Below are 17352 nucleotides of genomic sequence, written 5' to 3' on the forward strand. Positions count from 1 at the left end.
CTAGACGGGCAGTACTGCCGCCTCGCGTTGCAAGAATTGTTGGCCCGCCTCCCGGATCAACTCCGTCGTGATGCCCTGCATGTAGCTGGGAATCAGGAACGGAACGATCGAGGGATGCGAACTGAATTCGAAGAAGAAGACGGTGGAACAGCGGCCACGCGTCAGGTGGCTGAAGACTTCCAGCGTCCGGTGATCCCGACGATAGACAGCCAGATCGTCTGTGGTTGGGGTGGCCATTGAGTGGAGGGGGAGCAGCGTTGGCAGCGCCAACAGGGCGGTGACCGCCTTGCGGCGGCCACCAAGAGGATCAGCGGGTCAGGCGAAAGCCCGCCGCGCTGGAGATCATGTACAGACGCTCCCGAGCCACAAACTGCTGCGTGGCATCCTGGGTAACGACCAACGTTCGCCCAGCATCCGTGCGAACGATGACTTCTACGCCCGGGCGCTTGTTCAGCACCTGGGAGACTTGCTGCGTGATCACACCGCCCACGGCGCCGGAGACTGCGCCGGCGACATAGCGGCCATTGCCGTTACCGATGGAACGGCCACCGAGGAATGCGCTGATGCCTGCCCCGATGAGACCGGGCATGCCGCTTGATGCGGACATGTAGCCATCGTCACCAGTGATCGTGACATTGCGAACGCGAACAACAGTGACCTGCTCGGCATCACCGCGGCGCATGACTTCCATGCCGCGGTAGACGTCGGGCGAGCTCTATTGAAGAGCGCATCCAGATGCTAGAACGCAGAAGGCGACGAGAGCAGCGGAGAAAAAGGACTTGAACATGATGGGCCTCGAAAAAAACGGGCCCATCACACCTACGGGCGTGAGGGCCCGTAAGGGGGGGAGAAGAGATACCAGCCAAAGACTGGTGTGAATCGATGCGCCTAAGACGCGGAAAGCAAGGGCATCGTAGCAGCTTGCTTTGGCGCCGGAAAGGGGCCGTCGACACGCATTTTGAAAAACTCGCAGCATCCCCGAAAAGGCACCGGCCGGCTACCCCCTTTCGGGTCCGACTGTTGCCTTCACAGCGGCAACGATCAGATCAGGCGTCCGAGGCTTTCCCTCTATCGCTCTTGATTCGGGTCCTGTCGAAGCCCTTTCAACGGCTCCATGCCGAAGGCATGGAGAAGCGATCCGTCCACGGCCAAAGCGAGTGGAGTGAGTCCGTACAGCACTGCGACACACGCGATGGCTGCGCACGCGGTCTCGACGTACCTGCCATCATCCAGCAGCGGCAGGATGGTCCGCATCCCGATAATCGCGAAGCCACCAGCCCCGCATATCGCGGCGCCGAGTGCGATCAGCTTGCAGAACAAGCGCACGAACCACTCGCCGAGCTGCATTTCAACGTGCTCACGCATTATCCGTTCTTCCGATCAACCTTCCGCCTTACCGTCTGCCACCATCCAGGCCATGGCAACCAGCAAAGCGATCAGCGTTGAAACCCACCAGTACGAACTAAACGAATAGCGATCAACCTGCATCCACAAAAGACTACCAACCGCATCAACTAACCCCGGCAGCGCATATTTTGCATTCATCGTCGTTGTCCTATTTCGTCAGCCCGCGCGGTGCCGGCGTCTTTCCTTCGCACTTATCACTGGTCCTGTAGGCCGCCACCTTGCGAATGTGCTTGCTCCCGCTGGGGCGATGCCCGGTCTGGTGAGGCAACGGCTCTGTCGGGAAAGGAAGCACTTCGCGGCAATGCTTGCAGCTATAGCCGTTGCCGTGTTCACACAGCGGCGAGAGTGGTTCGTCCCAGTGTGGCGGCCGGCGACTCGGCATGTTTCTTTCTACCGCCCAATGAGAAGGTCACGCAGATGCTGTTCCTGCTCTTGCCGGTCGAGCACGGACTGCGGAAAGTTCTCTTTCAGCCCCAGCCAGATCCGGCCAAGGTCGTCTGCGTAGGAATGGAGTCCTTCGGAACGAACCTGTTCAATGAACATCATCAGGTCCATCATCGACTTTCCAACCTTGGGGCCCTGCGCGACCAGCACCTTGCCTGCCTTCATCGCCTGCACCGCAGACGCCCAGTCCGCACACCCTGCCCGGCGCGCAAATGCATCGCACGGATGCACGATCTTGGCGCCTGGCCCGAACATCGCTTCAACCAAGTCGGTCGGCTTCGACAAATCCACTTTGAACGGTGCTGCGACAGGCTGGCTGGCCAGGTGCCCCAGCAGGTGCTGCGGATCGGTACTGTTGTTCGCAATTGACATGGTCTGTTTCCTTCTACCGGCGCAGCCGGCGTTTTTCCTATCCCGGTATGACGAACGATGCGACTGCCGCCGCAATGCACAGGGCGATCACGCCGAATGAAACCGATCGATTGAATGGTGCAATCACCCCCAGGCTGAAAGCCGACATGAAGAGCACTCCGATGAGTGCCAATCCGATTTGGCCAAGTAGTGTTGTTGGCATAGCCTGCGCCCTTGTTTTATTCACCCTTTCCTTCTACCTGCGTAGCCGACGCGCGAAGCGCACACACGCCGAAAGAAGTTCCTAGCCGGTCTACGTAGTCGCAAACTGTTGGCAGTGTTAGTTTGATTCGCCTTTCACAAGGCGCAGAAGGCGCGCTCGCTCGGTTTCGCGCGGCCCAATAGCAGCGGGCACGCCATATCCAACCGGCGCGGCCTTGGCCCACATGCCCATCAGCCGCTCCCGATCAGCGAGCATGATCGCCCCACGCTCTTTCACCGCATCACGAACGGCTGCGCGGTACACGGGTGAGCCCGCCGTATAGCCGTCCGCCAGGATGCGGTACGTCACGGCATCAACTTCGCGGCGTTGCTCTGCGGGATTCGAGATGACGCCAAATAGCACCAGCACCGCATTCAGTGCGATCGCCACGGCGGCGCATTGCACCATGAGGGCGAGAATCCGCCACCTGAGTGGCTTTTTGGGCTTGGGTTCGGGGTTCATTGTGTGCACCAGACATTCCGAATGGTCGTTCGTACGCTCTCACAACGCAGACGCGCGACTTCGCACGGCAAAGGCCGTGGGCGCACTGGTGGCACGCCCACGACCTCAACTCGACACGGCGCCGCCATCACCGGGAGCTTAAGCACGGCGAGGCTCATCTGCTCGCTTGCGAGGACCGCGCCAGACCTGGAAGACACCCACCGCCCCCAAGCCTGTGGCCACGACAAGAGCCGCAAACATCGACCGCTGCAGCACGCGAATGGTGCTCTCGGCACCGGCGATCGCTCGATAGACCTCCTCCGCGATCGGGCCCGGCGTGCTGGCAAGCAGCGTATTGAAGAGCACCAGCTCCAGTTCGTGCGTGGCCGAAACCAGTTGATCCGCCAACACGAGCGCAACGCTTGGAGCTGACATCAGGGCCGTCAGTAACAGTCGGCCCAATCCCCGCTTCGCGCGCTGACGCAGAAAAGGCGCCCCGGCACCACGCCAATGCTCCGTCCCGATGTTATGTCTCCCCGCGTTCATCGCGCTGGCTTAGGGGGCCGGGAGGGCTTCGGGCTTGACCGCTGACTCGCCATTCAAGGGCAGACCACTTCCCTTGTGCATGCCATCGCGAATCAGATTGGCCAGCAGCACTTCCACGAGAGTACCGCCACCACTACCGCTGCCGCCGGTTGCAACGACATCCGGCACCAGCTTCATCCCGGAGCCGGCAAGCGCCTCCGCGACCTGGACGACGGCGTAGTTGCCGCTCTCCATCGAGTCGATCTTCTGCTTGATGACGCTGGCCTCCGCGGTACCGATGGCCTCGACCTTCGCGGCCTCCGCTTCACCCACCAGCCTGACCACCTTGGCGTCCGCTTCCGCGTTGATCGTCTTAGCTTGCGCTTCACCCTCGGCCTGCTTCACCGCCGCCCGAGCGTTGAACTCCGAGATGGACACCTGACGCTCTGCGTCGACCACCTTCGCCTGGGTATTGGCCAGGGCCGTCGCTTGCTCCAGCTCCTGACGGACGGCTTGGGCTTGCTTCTGGGTTTCGAACGTGACTCTCTCCTGCTCGGCCTGCTTCCGGTCGGTCAGGGTCTGCATCAGCTGCTCGGGTGGCACGATGTCGCCGATCAGCGTGTCAACCGCGCCGACGTTGTACTCAGCCAGCGCGTCACCGATGGCCTTTCGGGCGTCGTCCTGACGCTTCGACCGCTCACGCAGGAAGTCGATGATGTCGGAGGCCTGGGCGCTGTTACGGAAGTAGTTGCCAATGGTCGGTTCAAGGACCTGCGTCACCAGCGCGGACATATCACCGAATCGGGCAATGACCTTCGGAGCATCGTTGCGCGGAATGTGGATGATCTGGCTGACATCGAGGTTGAACTTGAAGCCATCTGCCGAGCGTACCGTGATGGTCGACAGATTGGCGTCGAGCTTGTGGGCCTCCGATTTCCCTGCCGCCCAGTTCAGCACGACGTTTGCGGTCGGCACATTGCGGATCTTGTGGGTGTAGGGATTGATCGGATACTTGCCCGGATCGAGCGGCTCGGCCCATACTCCCTTCTCACCACGCGAGACGAGGTTGGCATGCTTGAAGGAATCGCCGGAAACGTCCCGTCCCTCGTTGCCGACATAGGCGATCACCACGCCGACGTGGGCAATCGGTACCTCGGTCATATCGACGACGTCAACGGTGGCGAAGCGCGGGTTGATGAAGTAGCGGCCGGCGAGGAGCACCTGTTCCTGCAAACCCTTGCAGCCCCCGTTCTGGATGAACGCCTGCGGATTCTGGAACATGTTGTGGTCAGGCACTTCCGGGCCAGCGATTTCGCCCCGCCCCAAGGGCTTGCCTTCGCGCGTAGTCACGATGCCGACTTTGTTGTCGGGAATGTCCACCACTTCGGCCACATTGACATCGAAGAGTACCGGGTTGATGCGATAGGAACCCGGGGCGATGATGCCACTCTGCGGCCCACGCTCACCACCGTTTTCCAGGAACGAAGCGCCATCCTGGTAGGAGTCACACACTACCTGCTTGGCGATTACGCGGCCCGCCGGCAACGGTGAGCCGTCACGGGCTTCCACGACGCCGATCTGGCTGGGCGGGATCGTGATGGTATCCGCGAGCGTGACCTTGAACAGCAGGGGATTGACCCGATACGTGCCCGGCGGAATTACATCGATCTGCGGGCCACGTTGGCCATCTCCCTCGAGGAACTGCCGCGCGTCCTGAAACATGTCGCAGTTGATGCGTTTCGCAAGAATGCGGCCGCTCGGCAGAGGATGGCCGTCACAGGCTTCGACGACCCCAACCTTCCCCACCGGGATCGTCACGAACTTCTTCAGCTCAACTGCGTACTGCCACGGCCAGAGCGCCCAATGGAGGCCCGGGGCGAGCGTGTCCGCCTGGTAACCAGCTTCGCCGGTCAGCGCCAAGATGCGCCCGTCGGGGAGACTGCGGTTTGAGCCGAAGAGAACGAATTTCTTCGTCACGACGCCAATGCTGTCATCGGGGACGATGATGACGCCAAACAGCCAGAGCACTTGGCGGTAGGCTGCTGCGATACTGATCACTGCGATTGCACCCACAATCTGCCAAATATGACCGAGGAGGTAATCCATAGAGAAATCCAGGTTCTTGTGTGTTCTGCACTGCCAGGAACATGTTCCTGGTCAGGAGTTGCAAACCCTTTGGGGGCAACGGCGTTGTGCGCGCAAACCTTGGCACCGCCGCAACACGATTATGTCTGTCGCGCAGAACAGAATGATCGACAAGAGCCCTGTTTTTTCTGCCGCCTTTCTTCGGATTCAATGGCTGGCATCGGGTATGGGCTTGGCCGGCCCACTATCCGAACACTGGCACTGCGAGCACTTCACCGAGGACGCGTCCGGCAGTAGCTGCTCCCCCCAGGCGGCAGGAAGAAGCTCGGTGCGTTCTCGCTCTTCGCCTCTTCGATCATCTCGCGTCCCCGCTTGCTCAAGATTTCGAACGTGTCAGGAGTAGCGCCCGAGACTGTCATCTGTCGAGATAGCCAGCGCTTCGAGCCCCATGGCAGCTGCAGCAGCATCCGAGGCTCTCTGATCCGGAGCGTCATCGCCCCAGTTCCCGGACGTCCCAGCGCCCGAGAATTGTCCATGTGAATCAGTCGGCATGCCATGATGATACGAGTTGAGCGCACTGAGTAGCAGCGTTCTCAGGCTGGTCGGAACATCTGTCGCCATGTACAGCCAGAGATCAAAATCATCGCTGTCGCTGGACAGCTTGTCGCTTCCGACGAACTGCTGTCTGGAAGGCATTGAACTGGTCTGCTGACGACGAGAATTCAATGCTGTCCTCTCGCGAGCAACATCGGCAATCTTCCTGATCTGTGCCTCTGCCTGGGCGGGCAACGGCACCTTCTTGGCTTTCACCTGCCCAAGCAGGGCGAGCAGATCCGCGCTCTGCTCGGCGGAAGCCGTGGACTGGGCAATGTGCGCATCCAGCTCCGCGTTGGTGCGCTCTATCTCGGCGTCAATGCGAGGCAACCCATGCCCGCACCGGGAATGAGTTCCCGGTGGGATGAAAGCCAAGATGCCCCGAAGAACGTGGCAAGGCCTGTTGGTAGCACCGTGTGGCGCGGAATCGATGCGCGAGAAGCGCGAGATAAGAAGGCAGGATATTCGATGCAAAGGAACACGCACCAGAGGCACGTTCTGCGCACTCCTAGGCAACCTCGCGCAGCGGCTGCAGCACAACATCCCGGTCGACTCTCAATGCCGCTCAGAAAGAAAAAAGGCCATCCTTCGGAGGATGGCCATGTTCAATCAAGCAGCAATTCGCGGCGGCTTCTGCGCCTTGCGCATACTCGGCACGTACCCGAATCGCGCCCATGCCTCCGGGTCTACCGGGAGCGGACTCGTGCGCCCCGCTTCGAGATTTACAAACACACCGCTGTACTGCAGCGTCCCGGTGCGGAACAATGTCCAAAGCAAATTGAAGGCTTGCACTGCAATCGCCTGGTTGATGACCAGCGACTGCTTGCGCAGCGCATCCTCCATCGAACAAGACGGCGCCGTGTCCTTTGCATCGCGCTTCGGATCAATCAGCTCAGGAAACAGGTCGCCGACGTGAGGTAGGCGATGTTCAGCCCGGCCGCGAACTTGGCCAAGGATGACTTGACCACGATCGGTCTCATTGCCGCAATCGAGATAGTAGCCGCCCGTGCCGCGTTGCATGGCCTTGAGGATGGCCTTTCGCGCCGCCCTCGTATCCACACATCCAACGACCAAATCACAGCAGAACCGATCATTGGCATTGATACGCTGCACTTCCGCCTGCCAGTTGGTGCCCATGAGCACATTCAACCGATTGACCAGAAGAGCAGCCTTGTGCCGACCGACATCCGCTGGATAGAAGCCCTGGCGGCCGACGTTGCTCTCACTGACCGTGTCATCGTCATAGACGACACAGTCGATACCACCGGGATGGCCAAGTTCGAGCATGGCGTGATGGAGCCGCGCCAGACTTGGGATAACCGCACTCCCCGTTCCGCCGGCGCCTACTACAGCAATGCGCCATGCCCGCTCTGTCATCGCGCGAGGGATGCTATGCGTCATTTTGGTCACACAACCTCCCGAATGCCGAACTTCTGCCTCCAGGCGGCCGGTATGTCGTGGACACGTTCGAAGATGCCCTTGACGCACAACCTTAACGCCATGGACGGGCGAATGCTTGCGCAGTTGCCCAGCACGAACGCAAATTTCACGTCGTGCCTGTCGTCCTGATTGTCGGTTCCCGAGAAGAAGGCTTCAAACGTGCCATGGGAATGGCAGTCCATGACCAAGTGCTCGTTTTCCTGCAGCACCGGCCGGTCGTAACGCAGATGTCCGGAGCCGTGATCCAAGATTGCGACAGGGACGAGCCGGAACTCGCACGAGACGCCATTCCAGACGATCCAAGCACCGGTTTCGTTCGGCATCGACGCACGCGCCATCTCGCCAAACTGGCCAACCAGTTCAGCTGGAAGTTGACCGCATGGCAACTCGGTCTCCTCATTGACAGTCCCGTAGGGGACGGCAGTTTCGACTTCGTAGCTTGCGATCTTGCGAACTACCCGCAGCCACGGGCGAACCACTTCGAGGAACACGCCGTTGGTTCCCACCAGCAGGCGTTCACCACTACCAGACAATGGTGTCAGGCTACCGAATTTCGGCACCATGATCGTCGGGAAAGACGCTTGCAGCGTCATGTCCATCGGATGCATTTCAACCTCCAACTTTGCCGGCGATGAGATCACCGAGCGATTTCTTCAACGGAATGAGCACTTCCTTCGGGTACTCGGCAAAGTTGCCATCGAGCATCTCCTTCCAGAAGGCGTACACACCTCTTTCGAACTTGACGCGTTGGGCGCCGCGGTTTGGATGCGTGAAGGCCGACGAGAAGAAGGCTTCTTCCCAACCGGCAATCGAAGCGACATCGATCTGCTTCGGAACCTGCGCAGAGCCGATGCAAATCCTTCCCACGTCCCACGTATTGAAGTACGGCGGCTCGTGCAGCATGGATTCCGGCGTCGGCCTGACGTCCTCCATCAAGGCAAACACGCTGAACCCGTCATTGGCCGCCTGGAACACCAAGCCCGGGTGCGGCACTACCGCACTGCGCGTACCCAATTCTTTGCATTGAAAGAACACCCGGCGAATCGCCGGCGGGCACCACCACGTTACGGCGCGCGTGCTCACGGACAGTACGTTCGGCGTCAGGAACTCGCCCTTCGGCAACGCTGACAAAGCAACCTGGGTCACAGCGTGAATGAGTGCTCGCCGATTGAGCGGAACACCCGGGCCGATTGCAGGCTTTCGAGTCCCCGCCTCGTGAGTGATGCGGTGTGCCGTCGAGTATGTGAACTGCCCCTCGGCCGGCCCATACAGCAAAATGGCCCCTTGCAGGGCCACGTCATGAGACCGACTGGCGGTCAAGATCTTGGCCATGGGGCCTCCTATCGTGAAATGATGGTCAGTAATTGGTCGAGAGCCTTTACGATCTCGAACATGCGCGACAGGTCCTCATACTGCTTGGGCACCTGTTGCGGGTCGCTCGCCAGCGGAATCAGCACCTGGTACATCGTCGCCTCTCCGCTATTGCTAATGCATTCGAAATGGTCATCCAGCAGTTCGCCGATCCACTCTTCGGAAAACACCGCAATGGAAGCGGCCGAATATGCAGGTTCGGCCCATTGCGAATGTTCGAAGAGCTTCGAGCCCTTGGCGCGCTGCAGTGCATCTTCCAGCTGCAGCATCGCGCGGCATACCCGCTGAATCCAGCGACTTGACGAACGCGCCAGCTCCAGCACCTCCGACCTCTTGAGAACGGACCGCCGAGGGCCTTTCCGGCCCTTGCGCTTGCCGCGCTCGGGGAACATTTCTTCCGGCGCCAGGACCGGACGAACATTGGAAGGCAGGTAGCGCTCGATGTCCTCACTGTCAGCCCCAAGGCGATCAGCAAGACTCTCCCTCGCGTTCTCGTCGGACACACCCTCATCCCAATCCCACCACCACCTGGCGAACATCTCCAGGAAGTAACTCGGTGTGCGCAAGAAGAGCGAGTTGCAGGACGCTTCGTTGATCAGCGCCATCACAGAGCACAAGAGCCCGGGGTGGGCGCGCTGCAGTGGGTGCATCCGTGCGCCAATCTCGAAGATCTGCTCATGAGGCAACTCGATCGCCAAGTACAACGGCGCCGAGAGGTCCGTCTCCCATCCAAACTGATCGACCTGATCGCGTGCTGCCGCCTGGTCGAGCAAAGCGAACCCAAACAGAAGCCGCTTGCACGTCGGTGTGCGTCGCCGCAGCCACGCGAACATCGCCTCTGCGAACATGTCACCAGCATTGCCGCTGGAGCGAGCGTCGCGCGGCGAGAGCGGACCAGCCTCGAAATGCGCCCGTATCAGACCGGTAAGGTCTCCCTCGTCGGTATGCCGAAGGCGTGCAATCGCTGGAACGCATTGTGAAATGGCCGGGAGTGTTAGAAAACCATCGGCAGCTCTATGTCCGGCAGGGGAATCGAATCGACATGCCGCCCCGCCGGTGAGGCTTTCACTGAAGCCTGATAAACCTTGGCAAGAATCGAACAACACGATTCCACCTCCTCATCATGTAGAAAAACCGCCCTATCGGGCGGTTTCTCAGTTCCATTGATGCTGACCGGATCGGCCAACGCATTCATCAGATCGCGCTTACGCATGGTTGCCCTTTGCGCCCGCGGCACGCACGAACTTGTACACAGCGTTTTCCCCCTTGTACTCCGGACCCTCCACGGCTGCCGTGGTGAGTTCGGGATACTGGGCGGTGTACATGTCGCGCACTTGGTCCGGAGTGAACTGCGTTCCCGGATCGGCAAGCGTCATGCCGTTGTAGGAAAACTCGCGCTTGACCGTGTTGATGGTGATAGCCATGGCTTCTCCTTAACCGAGCAGATCAGCGAGGGAGGTGCCAGACGATTTTTTGTCGCCTTGCGCATCTTTAGCTGACGAACTCGTGCTACCGGACGTCGTTTCAGTGACCTCAACATCGACCACACCATCGTCATCGTCGTCGTCCATGCCTTTCGACTTGGGCGCCGGCAACTTCGGATTGGCGCGATTGGATGTCGCGAGGGCCTTGGTCGCCTTGTTCGACTGAGCAGCGGTAGCCGCTTGAATCACCGCCTTCGTGGACTCGACCTGTTCGGCGAGACCCTGGCGGGCCTGCGTCACACCACCGATCGCATTGGCAAACTCAGCATCCAACTCCGCCGGCGTGGCCGTCAGAGCAATCGGCGCAACCAGGGCTGCGTCGTCCGGCTTGCTGACGGTCGGCGCGACGACCACGGTCATCTCGTCACCCTGCATTGAAAGGGTGATAACAACCTTGTCGCTCGCCTTCACGAGCGGCACCAGTTCTTGAAACATAGGGATTTCCTTGAAAATGAATGGGATGGGGAAGCGAGGCGTGGTCAGAACTTCAAGACCTTGGGCACCTTGCCCGTGTAGTCAAACCCGTCTACCTTGAGGAGGGCCTCAATGACTTCGAGCTTCGATTGGTTGAACAGCTTGGAAAAGCGATCGCCGAGCGCGTTGCGCATGCCCAGCTCGTCGGCGAGAGCCTTCAACTCCGATTTGGTCAGGAGTTCCAGAAAATCCTTGGATTTCTGAAGGTTCCAGTGCTTGGTCAGGTCGAGCGCGTGGTACTTGCAGAGCGACGTCAAGACAGGCACATCGATTCCTTCGATCGCGGCAAGCGCGAGCGAGATCGTCAGATTGAGCCGCTTGTCAGTAGCCAGGCCGGCCACAGAGATAAGGTTCTTCGAGAGATCGGTGGGAGAGCTGGTCTCGTCCGCGATCCGTTCAAAGAGCGTCCCCATCTTGTCGCTGGTGATGGTGCGTGCATGACCGGACAGCGAAAGTGCGAGGAGATAGTGGTTGGCCGTTGCTTCGTTGGCCGCCACCTCCCGGCGTAGCGCCTTGCGCCACACCCCTTGTCGGTAGGTCTTCACCTTGTCCGACTCGGCAATCGACGTGGCCGCGTGTTCGGCCTTTCCGCCCTTGTCCGCGCCCTCCTTGGCCGGCGCGGCTTTGGGGCCCTTAACAGTAGACGGCGCTTCAGCGCGCTCGGCCTTGATCCTCGCTGCAACCTTCTTGGCATTGCAGGACGGATCAAAACACTGACCACGGAAGACCTTGCCCAGGCTGTCCGGCAGACCACTCACCGCGGCGCCGAAATTCTGGCAGCCGTGACATGCTTTCGCCTGTTCGGCACCGACTCCCGTCGGTCCCTCCACCTGCAATTGCACGCGCGTGTGGTTGTCGCCAGCGCGGACGATACGGATAACCGGGTATTCGTCCTTCAGGCCGTACGAGATACCTTCCAGCTGCGTCTCGGTCTTGCCCTTGTAGCAGGTCGGGTTGGTACAGCTACCGGAGGAAATCGCCTCGGAAAACATCACCGACTGCAATTCCGAGTTGTGCGCGCATGTCGCACACTCGCTCTTGTCGAAGATCGCGTCCTTCAGGTTGCAGGCAGCTTGTTCGATGGCCTTCTTGAGGTCCGCCACCGTCTTTTTCTCTTGCAGAATGATCGGCAAGAACAGGTCCTGCTTTTCCTTCGTCAGGGTCGCAAGCAGCTCGGCATGCCCAAGCTGGATGGAACGCGTGTTCAGCGCGTCCAGCACCGCAGGACTGCAGTTCATTAGCGCCAGCCGGCGGTCGAGGGTCGATCGCGGCCAGCCGAGTTGGCGGGCAGCTTCATCGCGGTCACCTTTCAGGTCCCCAACGATGTCCGCGGCCGCAACGGCTTCTTCAGACGGCGCCATGTCGGCGCGCTGAACGTTCTCGATGAGCGCCAGCCGGCGCGCTTCCCCTTCCGTCATCTCACGGATGACAACGGGCATGTCGTAATCGTCACCGCAGGCAGCTTTCGCCCCACGGTACCGGCGCTCGCCAGCGACCAGTTCGTAGGTGCCGTCCTCAAGAGGGCGCACCAGTACAGGTTGAATTACGCCATCCTCACGGATGGACTCCGTGATCTCCGCCATTTTCGCGGGATCGAAGTACTTCCGGGGGTTCTTGCCCGGCCGGATTTGGCCGAGTTTGACGGTGACGCTCTGTTGGTTTTCTTGCATTTGTGGGTTCTCCAGGGATGGAAAAGGGGAACCCGTTGCCGCACCGGGAACAGGTTCCCGATGGGATGGAAAATGAAAGCGAGGGCCACCGAACCGCTGGCCCTCGGACAACCGCGAGACGCTGCGCGTCCTGCGATCAGGAGATCGATGCGTCAAAGACGCGGAGTGAGCTTTGAGAATACCGGAAACACGTCTGCGGTGCCAGACAGCGGATCCCCCTCCGCAGATGGGGACCCGCTCTTGCGCGAGGCCGGCCAGTGGCCAACCTAGAACAACGACAATTGCTCACGTTGCCGGGCAATTTCAGCGTGCTGTTGCGGCACCGCTTCAATGATGGCCGGCGCTTGCGGCGGTTCAATCGCCTCCAGAATCGACAGGACCGTACCCATTTCTGCGGGCACGAAATTGCGTTCGGAATCAACGGGCGGGGAGGTTTCCTGGCTACGCTCACGCGCAGCCAGTTTCCGGTTCCACCCGCCAAGCACGTGCGCTGGTGTGTACCAAACCTCGCGCTCCTCAAGCATCAATGAGTTGCCAAGGATGACAACCGCAGGGATATGGAGCAAGGCCAGCTGCACATACGTCATGTGTACGCACCGTGGATCGATATCGATGCACGTTGCATGCATGGCCGTCTGGTAGTTGTGGCCCGCCTGATGCATAGCCTCCGCCATTGCGATCACCATGCCACCAGCGCCGCAGGTTGGCTCCATCACGGTGATGAAGCCATGTTCCGCGACGTCCGGATCATGGTCATTGACCTGCATCGCAGCCATCATGCTGGATACCGAATAGGGCGTGAAAAACTGCCCCGCCCTATCGTTGCCCAGCTCAAGCAGCATGTAGGTGTGACCAAGCACATCGCCAAAGCCACCGGCGACTCTGACCGGCGCCGGCGACCCGGGAAGGACATCAGTCATCCGGCGCTCGTAAGTGAGCACGAGGTGGCCAAGCATCTTCGGGAACTGGTCCACTTCTTCTTTGGTGTACTTCTTGACGATCTCCATGTACCGAGCCTCTCGGCCGTCTCGCTGAGCGAGATCGACCGCATTGCTGAGGCTCAGTGCGGACATCTCAACGAAGTCGGAGAACACATCGCTTGCGCGGTGACGGTACCCGAAGGCCTTGATCAAATCGACCAAGGCCTTTTGGTGTTCGTCGGCGGTCTCCAGGTGCCGGCGTTGTGCTGCCCTGCTCATTGCAGAGCCCCAACTCGCACATTGAAGCGCTGGTTCAGCGATGCGCAAAAGGCATCCATGTCGGGGACCGCGCCAATAGCCAGAGCGGCTTTGATGTCGGCTTCAGCGACCCGGAGTTCCGATTCCACATCGATAGTCGATGCCACACTAGTCGAAGCATTGCTGCGCACAGTCTCCACAACAGCACGTGCAATTCGCACACAGAACAGCTCGAACTCGTGTGTTACCTCAGCTTCTTTCCTGATCCGCGTTGCACGCAACGATGGATCGAGGATTGGCAAGGCCTCCTGTTCGAAACGAGCCACCACCAGGTAGCTTTCGAAGGCTTTGAGCTGTGCTTCTTTGAAACGCTGAATAACGGCGTTGAACATGGAACGTCTCCAGAAAATGGACGAGAGACGTCCCTGCTGGGACGGCTCCCAGCGGGGAAGAAGATGGAACGACCTGACCGACCAGCGCTAACGAATCGGCGTGCGTAGGCACACCGCGACGTAGCGAAGTTCGCTCAGGTGTTCAAGGGAAAGACCGGCCGCAGAATGCGAACGATAGGCCGACACGTGCAGTGTCGGAGATGAAACCGGACCCTACAGCTGTGGGGGAAACAAGATGTAGGCCGCCCAGATGGCGGTCAAAATCGATGCGTCGTAGACGCGGCAAACCGTTTCAGAATATCGCAGTTGCTCTGCATTTTCCAGCAGCTGTGTCGGCTTAGCGAAGGGAATTAGAAAAAGCGACGCTTTTTCGCTGAGAATTAGCGAAGTTGGCTAGAAAAAATAGCGAAGCTGATCAGATTGCCATGTGGCGTTCGCAGTTCCCTTCCTCGTTCTTGTTGGAGGGCGGGTGGTGACGGGAAAACTGCCTTAAATGCTTCATTGTTGGATCCTCAGGCGCTCGCCGTAAATGGCAGCTAGCCACGTCACTGAAGAAGCAGAGGCCACAGATTAGTGCGCTGGAAGGTTGGAGGCCTATCAGATGTCCCTAGACTGCGATAGGCTCGTGTTGGTTTTGTACTCCTTGGTCCACATATCCCCGGGGTTTCCGCTTAGATGAACGAGCGTCAACCGGCGTGAATGCCGACGCGTCACGGCGGAGCACAAAGGATGGCTGTCCATAGCTTAGTGTCCCATCGCCACACGATAGCGGCAGTTGTGACGCCTACAAATATGCACAAGACAAGCAGAGCTCGGACTTTGCGCCGCGTGATAAACCGCATAGCTCACCGCCTTAACTGACAAAAAACGCTGCCTACCGCATGGTGCATGTCCAATTGCGGGCCACGCCCGAGGCGGAGCACTTTACATGCCGCGGAAGCAACGTCAAGAAATGACAGGAGCCAGGACGCCGGGTGTGCGCCCAGTTTCAATAATGCGTGAGCAATCTCCCGCGCTACCCCACGTTCATCGGCAACAACACCATCTGTTTGCCCTGCACGTGTAGGCGCGTCTGGATCTCAAGCGGCGTCTGGTTGTGCAACCAGGCGGTCAGGAAATTGACCTGTTTGAAGATGAGCTTGCTGGCAAAGCACACGCTGTTCGGGAAGGCGTCCATCGTGGTTTCGGCCAGGCGCGTGAATTCCGCAATCGGGTGCGTGCCGAAGGCGATGCGGTAGTCCGCCGCCATGCCGTGGCGCCGGCAGTGCGCCACGTAGTACGCCAACGATGCGCTGATGGTCTGGCGCAGGTGGTCCAGATGTTCAGCGCCTTCATAGCTCTGTGCGTCCACCTCGCCCACGGCCAGGAAGATCACGTTCTTGAAGTGGCCGGGAAACAGCCGGTTCACCCACAGCAGCGCATGCATGCTCGCCCCAAGATGCTTGCCGACCAGCAGAATGGCAGTCGGCTGTGAAGGGTCTGGTTTGGCCGGGGCGCTGCTTTCGTCCACCGCAGGGGGGGCTCCGCCAAACAACGCATCTTCCTTGGCGATCTGTGCGCGGGTTTCGTCATAGTGCCGCCGGATCAGGACGCACAGCGCCACGACCGCGCTGGTGACCAGCACTGTCAACCAGCCGCCCGCCGTGAATTTCTCGACCAGCGTGATAACCAGCACCGTGCTGGTGACCGACAGGCCCAGGGCGGACAGTGCGAAGTGCTTGAGCCAGTTGCCACTGTCCTTGCGGCGGCGCCACCAGTACGTACACAGGCCCAGCAGTGACAGGCTGAACGTCAGAAACACGTTGATGCTGTACAGCACCACCAGCACCGCCACCTCGCCGTGCGTCCACAGCAAGATGATGACGCTGGCCACGCCCATCACGATGATGCCGTTCTGCCGCACCAGCCGCGTCGACAGATCGCGGAAATGCCGCGGCACCCAGGAGTCTTGCGCCATGTTCGACAGCACCGCAGGGCCATCCAGAAAACCCGTCTGCGCGCCCACCAGCAACAGGCCCGCCTCGAACGCCAGCACGGCTGCCAGCAGCACACTGCGCGCAAGCGCTGAGTCGAGCCCCATGTGGTCGATCACGCTGCCGAACACCACCGCGTTAAGCGTCTGGCCTTCCACTGGCTTGGCCTGCCACAGCATGTACAGCAGGATGATGCCGCCCGCCGTAAAGGCCAGCGACGTCGCCATGTACAACATGGTGCGCTTGCCGGCAGGCACGCGCGGCTCGGCCAGCATGTTGACGTTGTTCGAGACGGCTTCCAGGCCGGTATAGGTACCGCCGCCCATCGAGAACGCGCGCATCAGCAAGCCGAGCATCACCAGCGGCCCAAGCGCCTGTGACATGCCATGCGCCTCGCTGACTGCGTCCGGCACTACCGTCACCAAGTGGTCGCCGTGCACGGCCACGCCATAGACGATCAACCCGAGATGCAGCACCACAAAGCCGATGAAGATCGGCAGCAACACCAGGATGGATTCCCGCATGCCCCGGAAGTTGAGCCCGGTCATCAACACGACCAACACGATTTCGGTGCCCAGCTTGAACGCTTGCGCGCTCACGGGCAGCAGGCTGAAGAACGCGTCCACGCCGCTTGCCAACGAGGTGGCGACGGTCAACACGTAGTCCACCAGCAGCGCCGCCCCCGACACCAACCCGGGGCGCGGCCCGAGTAGTGCCGTGGCCACCCGGTAGCCACCCCCGCCGGTCGGGAACAGCTCGATCACCTGGTTGTAGCCCAGCGCGATGATGAACACCGTGGCAGCCGTGGCCAGCGCGAGAAACAGCGCGAGCGGCGTGTGCTGGCCCAGCGCCAGAAAGGCTTCTTCCGGGCCGTAGCAGGAGGAAGACAACCCATCCGCCCCCAGCCCGACCCACGCCAGCAACGGCGTCACCGCAATGGCATGGCGTGTGCGCGGGTCCAGCGGGTCCAGGGGCTTACCCACCAGCAGTTGCCACATCTTGGTCATGCTTGCCATGGCGTCTCCGTGCAGCGAGTGGTCTTATGGGGGCCAAGTTGGCTGTACTGCTCAATCTAGAGCAGCGTCCGCACAAATGCCACCGATGCCTGCCAAGGCGGCCTTTGCCCGTGAACTGGCTTAAACAGGGCATCCAGGGTGGTTTGTTTACGCGATTTTTTCACGCGCGGGTGATCTCTCTACACGTTTTTGACGGTCGGCTGGCTACGCTTCAGCTATCACCACTACGCGGGCGCCATGCGCCA

At 60.3% G+C, this 17352-nt stretch carries 20 protein-coding genes; all 20 read right to left on the reverse strand.

What is annotated here, in order from left to right; all coding sequences use genetic code 11:
• The 20 genes from R2676_RS17050 to R2676_RS17145 all read right to left on the reverse strand — a co-directional run bounded on the left by R2676_RS17050 (position 1) and on the right by R2676_RS17145 (position 17107).
• Entirely contained in the window at positions 1–237 is a 237-nt protein-coding gene (locus R2676_RS17050) for a hypothetical protein (RefSeq protein ID WP_012435693.1), read from the reverse strand.
• 70 nt (positions 238–307) lie between these two features.
• Positions 308–691, reverse strand: coding sequence for a glycine zipper 2TM domain-containing protein (locus R2676_RS17055; RefSeq protein ID WP_012435692.1), 384 nt, complete (start codon positions 689–691; stop codon positions 308–310).
• Between the two features lie 377 nt (positions 692–1068).
• Complete coding sequence (locus tag R2676_RS17060) at positions 1069–1365, reverse strand: hypothetical protein (RefSeq protein ID WP_012435691.1); 297 nt, start codon at positions 1363–1365, stop codon at positions 1069–1071.
• Between the two features lie 15 nt (positions 1366–1380).
• Complete coding sequence (locus R2676_RS17065) at positions 1381–1545, reverse strand: hypothetical protein (protein WP_012435690.1); 165 nt, start codon at positions 1543–1545, stop codon at positions 1381–1383.
• A gap of 252 nt (positions 1546–1797) precedes the next feature.
• Positions 1798–2223: a hypothetical protein gene (locus R2676_RS17070; protein ID WP_012435688.1), complete on the reverse strand. Its 426-nt coding sequence runs from the start codon at positions 2221–2223 to the stop codon at positions 1798–1800.
• A gap of 319 nt (positions 2224–2542) precedes the next feature.
• The gene (locus R2676_RS17075; protein WP_012435687.1) at positions 2543–2926 is read right to left on the reverse strand and encodes a hypothetical protein; all 384 of its coding nucleotides are present in this window, start codon (positions 2924–2926) and stop codon (positions 2543–2545) included.
• A 138-nt stretch (positions 2927–3064) separates the two neighbouring features.
• Positions 3065–3340, reverse strand: coding sequence for a hypothetical protein (locus R2676_RS17080; protein ID WP_225694722.1), 276 nt, complete (start codon positions 3338–3340; stop codon positions 3065–3067).
• 120 nt (positions 3341–3460) lie between these two features.
• Positions 3461–5536, reverse strand: a complete 2076-nt coding sequence (locus R2676_RS17085; RefSeq protein WP_012435685.1) for an SPFH domain-containing protein — start codon at positions 5534–5536, stop codon at positions 3461–3463.
• 372 nt (positions 5537–5908) lie between these two features.
• A complete protein-coding gene (locus tag R2676_RS17090; protein ID WP_021197371.1) occupies positions 5909–6439 on the reverse strand; it encodes a hypothetical protein in 531 nt (176 codons plus the stop codon).
• 279 nt (positions 6440–6718) lie between these two features.
• A complete protein-coding gene (locus R2676_RS17095) occupies positions 6719–7510 on the reverse strand; it encodes a PRTRC system ThiF family protein (protein ID WP_029674028.1) in 792 nt (263 codons plus the stop codon).
• Positions 7511–7515: 5 nt separating this feature from the next.
• A complete protein-coding gene (locus R2676_RS17100; RefSeq protein ID WP_012435682.1) occupies positions 7516–8157 on the reverse strand; it encodes a PRTRC system protein A in 642 nt (213 codons plus the stop codon).
• A 1-nt stretch (position 8158) separates the two neighbouring features.
• Positions 8159–8881 (reverse strand): PRTRC system protein B, encoded by a 723-nt coding sequence (locus R2676_RS17105; protein WP_012435681.1) that lies wholly within the window; start codon positions 8879–8881, stop codon positions 8159–8161.
• An 8-nt stretch (positions 8882–8889) separates the two neighbouring features.
• Complete coding sequence (locus R2676_RS17110; RefSeq protein ID WP_225694731.1) at positions 8890–9903, reverse strand: PRTRC system protein F; 1014 nt, start codon at positions 9901–9903, stop codon at positions 8890–8892.
• Positions 9904–9914: 11 nt separating this feature from the next.
• Entirely contained in the window at positions 9915–10133 is a 219-nt protein-coding gene (locus R2676_RS17115; RefSeq protein ID WP_012435679.1) for a hypothetical protein, read from the reverse strand.
• Complete coding sequence (locus R2676_RS17120) at positions 10126–10344, reverse strand: PRTRC system protein C (RefSeq protein WP_012435678.1); 219 nt, start codon at positions 10342–10344, stop codon at positions 10126–10128. Before R2676_RS17120 ends, R2676_RS17115 begins: the two co-directional genes overlap by 8 nt.
• A 9-nt stretch (positions 10345–10353) precedes the next feature.
• Complete coding sequence (locus tag R2676_RS17125; RefSeq protein ID WP_012435677.1) at positions 10354–10839, reverse strand: PRTRC system protein E; 486 nt, start codon at positions 10837–10839, stop codon at positions 10354–10356.
• Positions 10840–10883: 44 nt separating this feature from the next.
• The gene (locus R2676_RS17130) at positions 10884–12548 is read right to left on the reverse strand and encodes a PRTRC system ParB family protein (RefSeq protein ID WP_012435676.1); all 1665 of its coding nucleotides are present in this window, start codon (positions 12546–12548) and stop codon (positions 10884–10886) included.
• 266 nt (positions 12549–12814) lie between these two features.
• Positions 12815–13690, reverse strand: a complete 876-nt coding sequence (locus R2676_RS17135; RefSeq protein ID WP_253916036.1) for an N-6 DNA methylase — start codon at positions 13688–13690, stop codon at positions 12815–12817.
• 53 nt (positions 13691–13743) lie between these two features.
• Positions 13744–14118 carry a hypothetical protein gene (locus R2676_RS17140; protein ID WP_012435674.1) on the reverse strand — a complete coding sequence of 125 codons (375 nt, stop codon included), beginning with the start codon at positions 14116–14118 and terminating at the stop codon, positions 13744–13746.
• Between the two features lie 1015 nt (positions 14119–15133).
• The gene (locus R2676_RS17145; protein WP_004632829.1) at positions 15134–17107 is read right to left on the reverse strand and encodes an APC family permease; all 1974 of its coding nucleotides are present in this window, start codon (positions 17105–17107) and stop codon (positions 15134–15136) included.
• Positions 17108–17352: the final 245 nt, after the last annotated feature.

The organism is Ralstonia flatus, assembly GCF_958439105.1.
In the GTDB taxonomy this organism is placed as follows: Bacteria; Pseudomonadota; Gammaproteobacteria; order Burkholderiales; family Burkholderiaceae; genus Ralstonia; species Ralstonia flatus.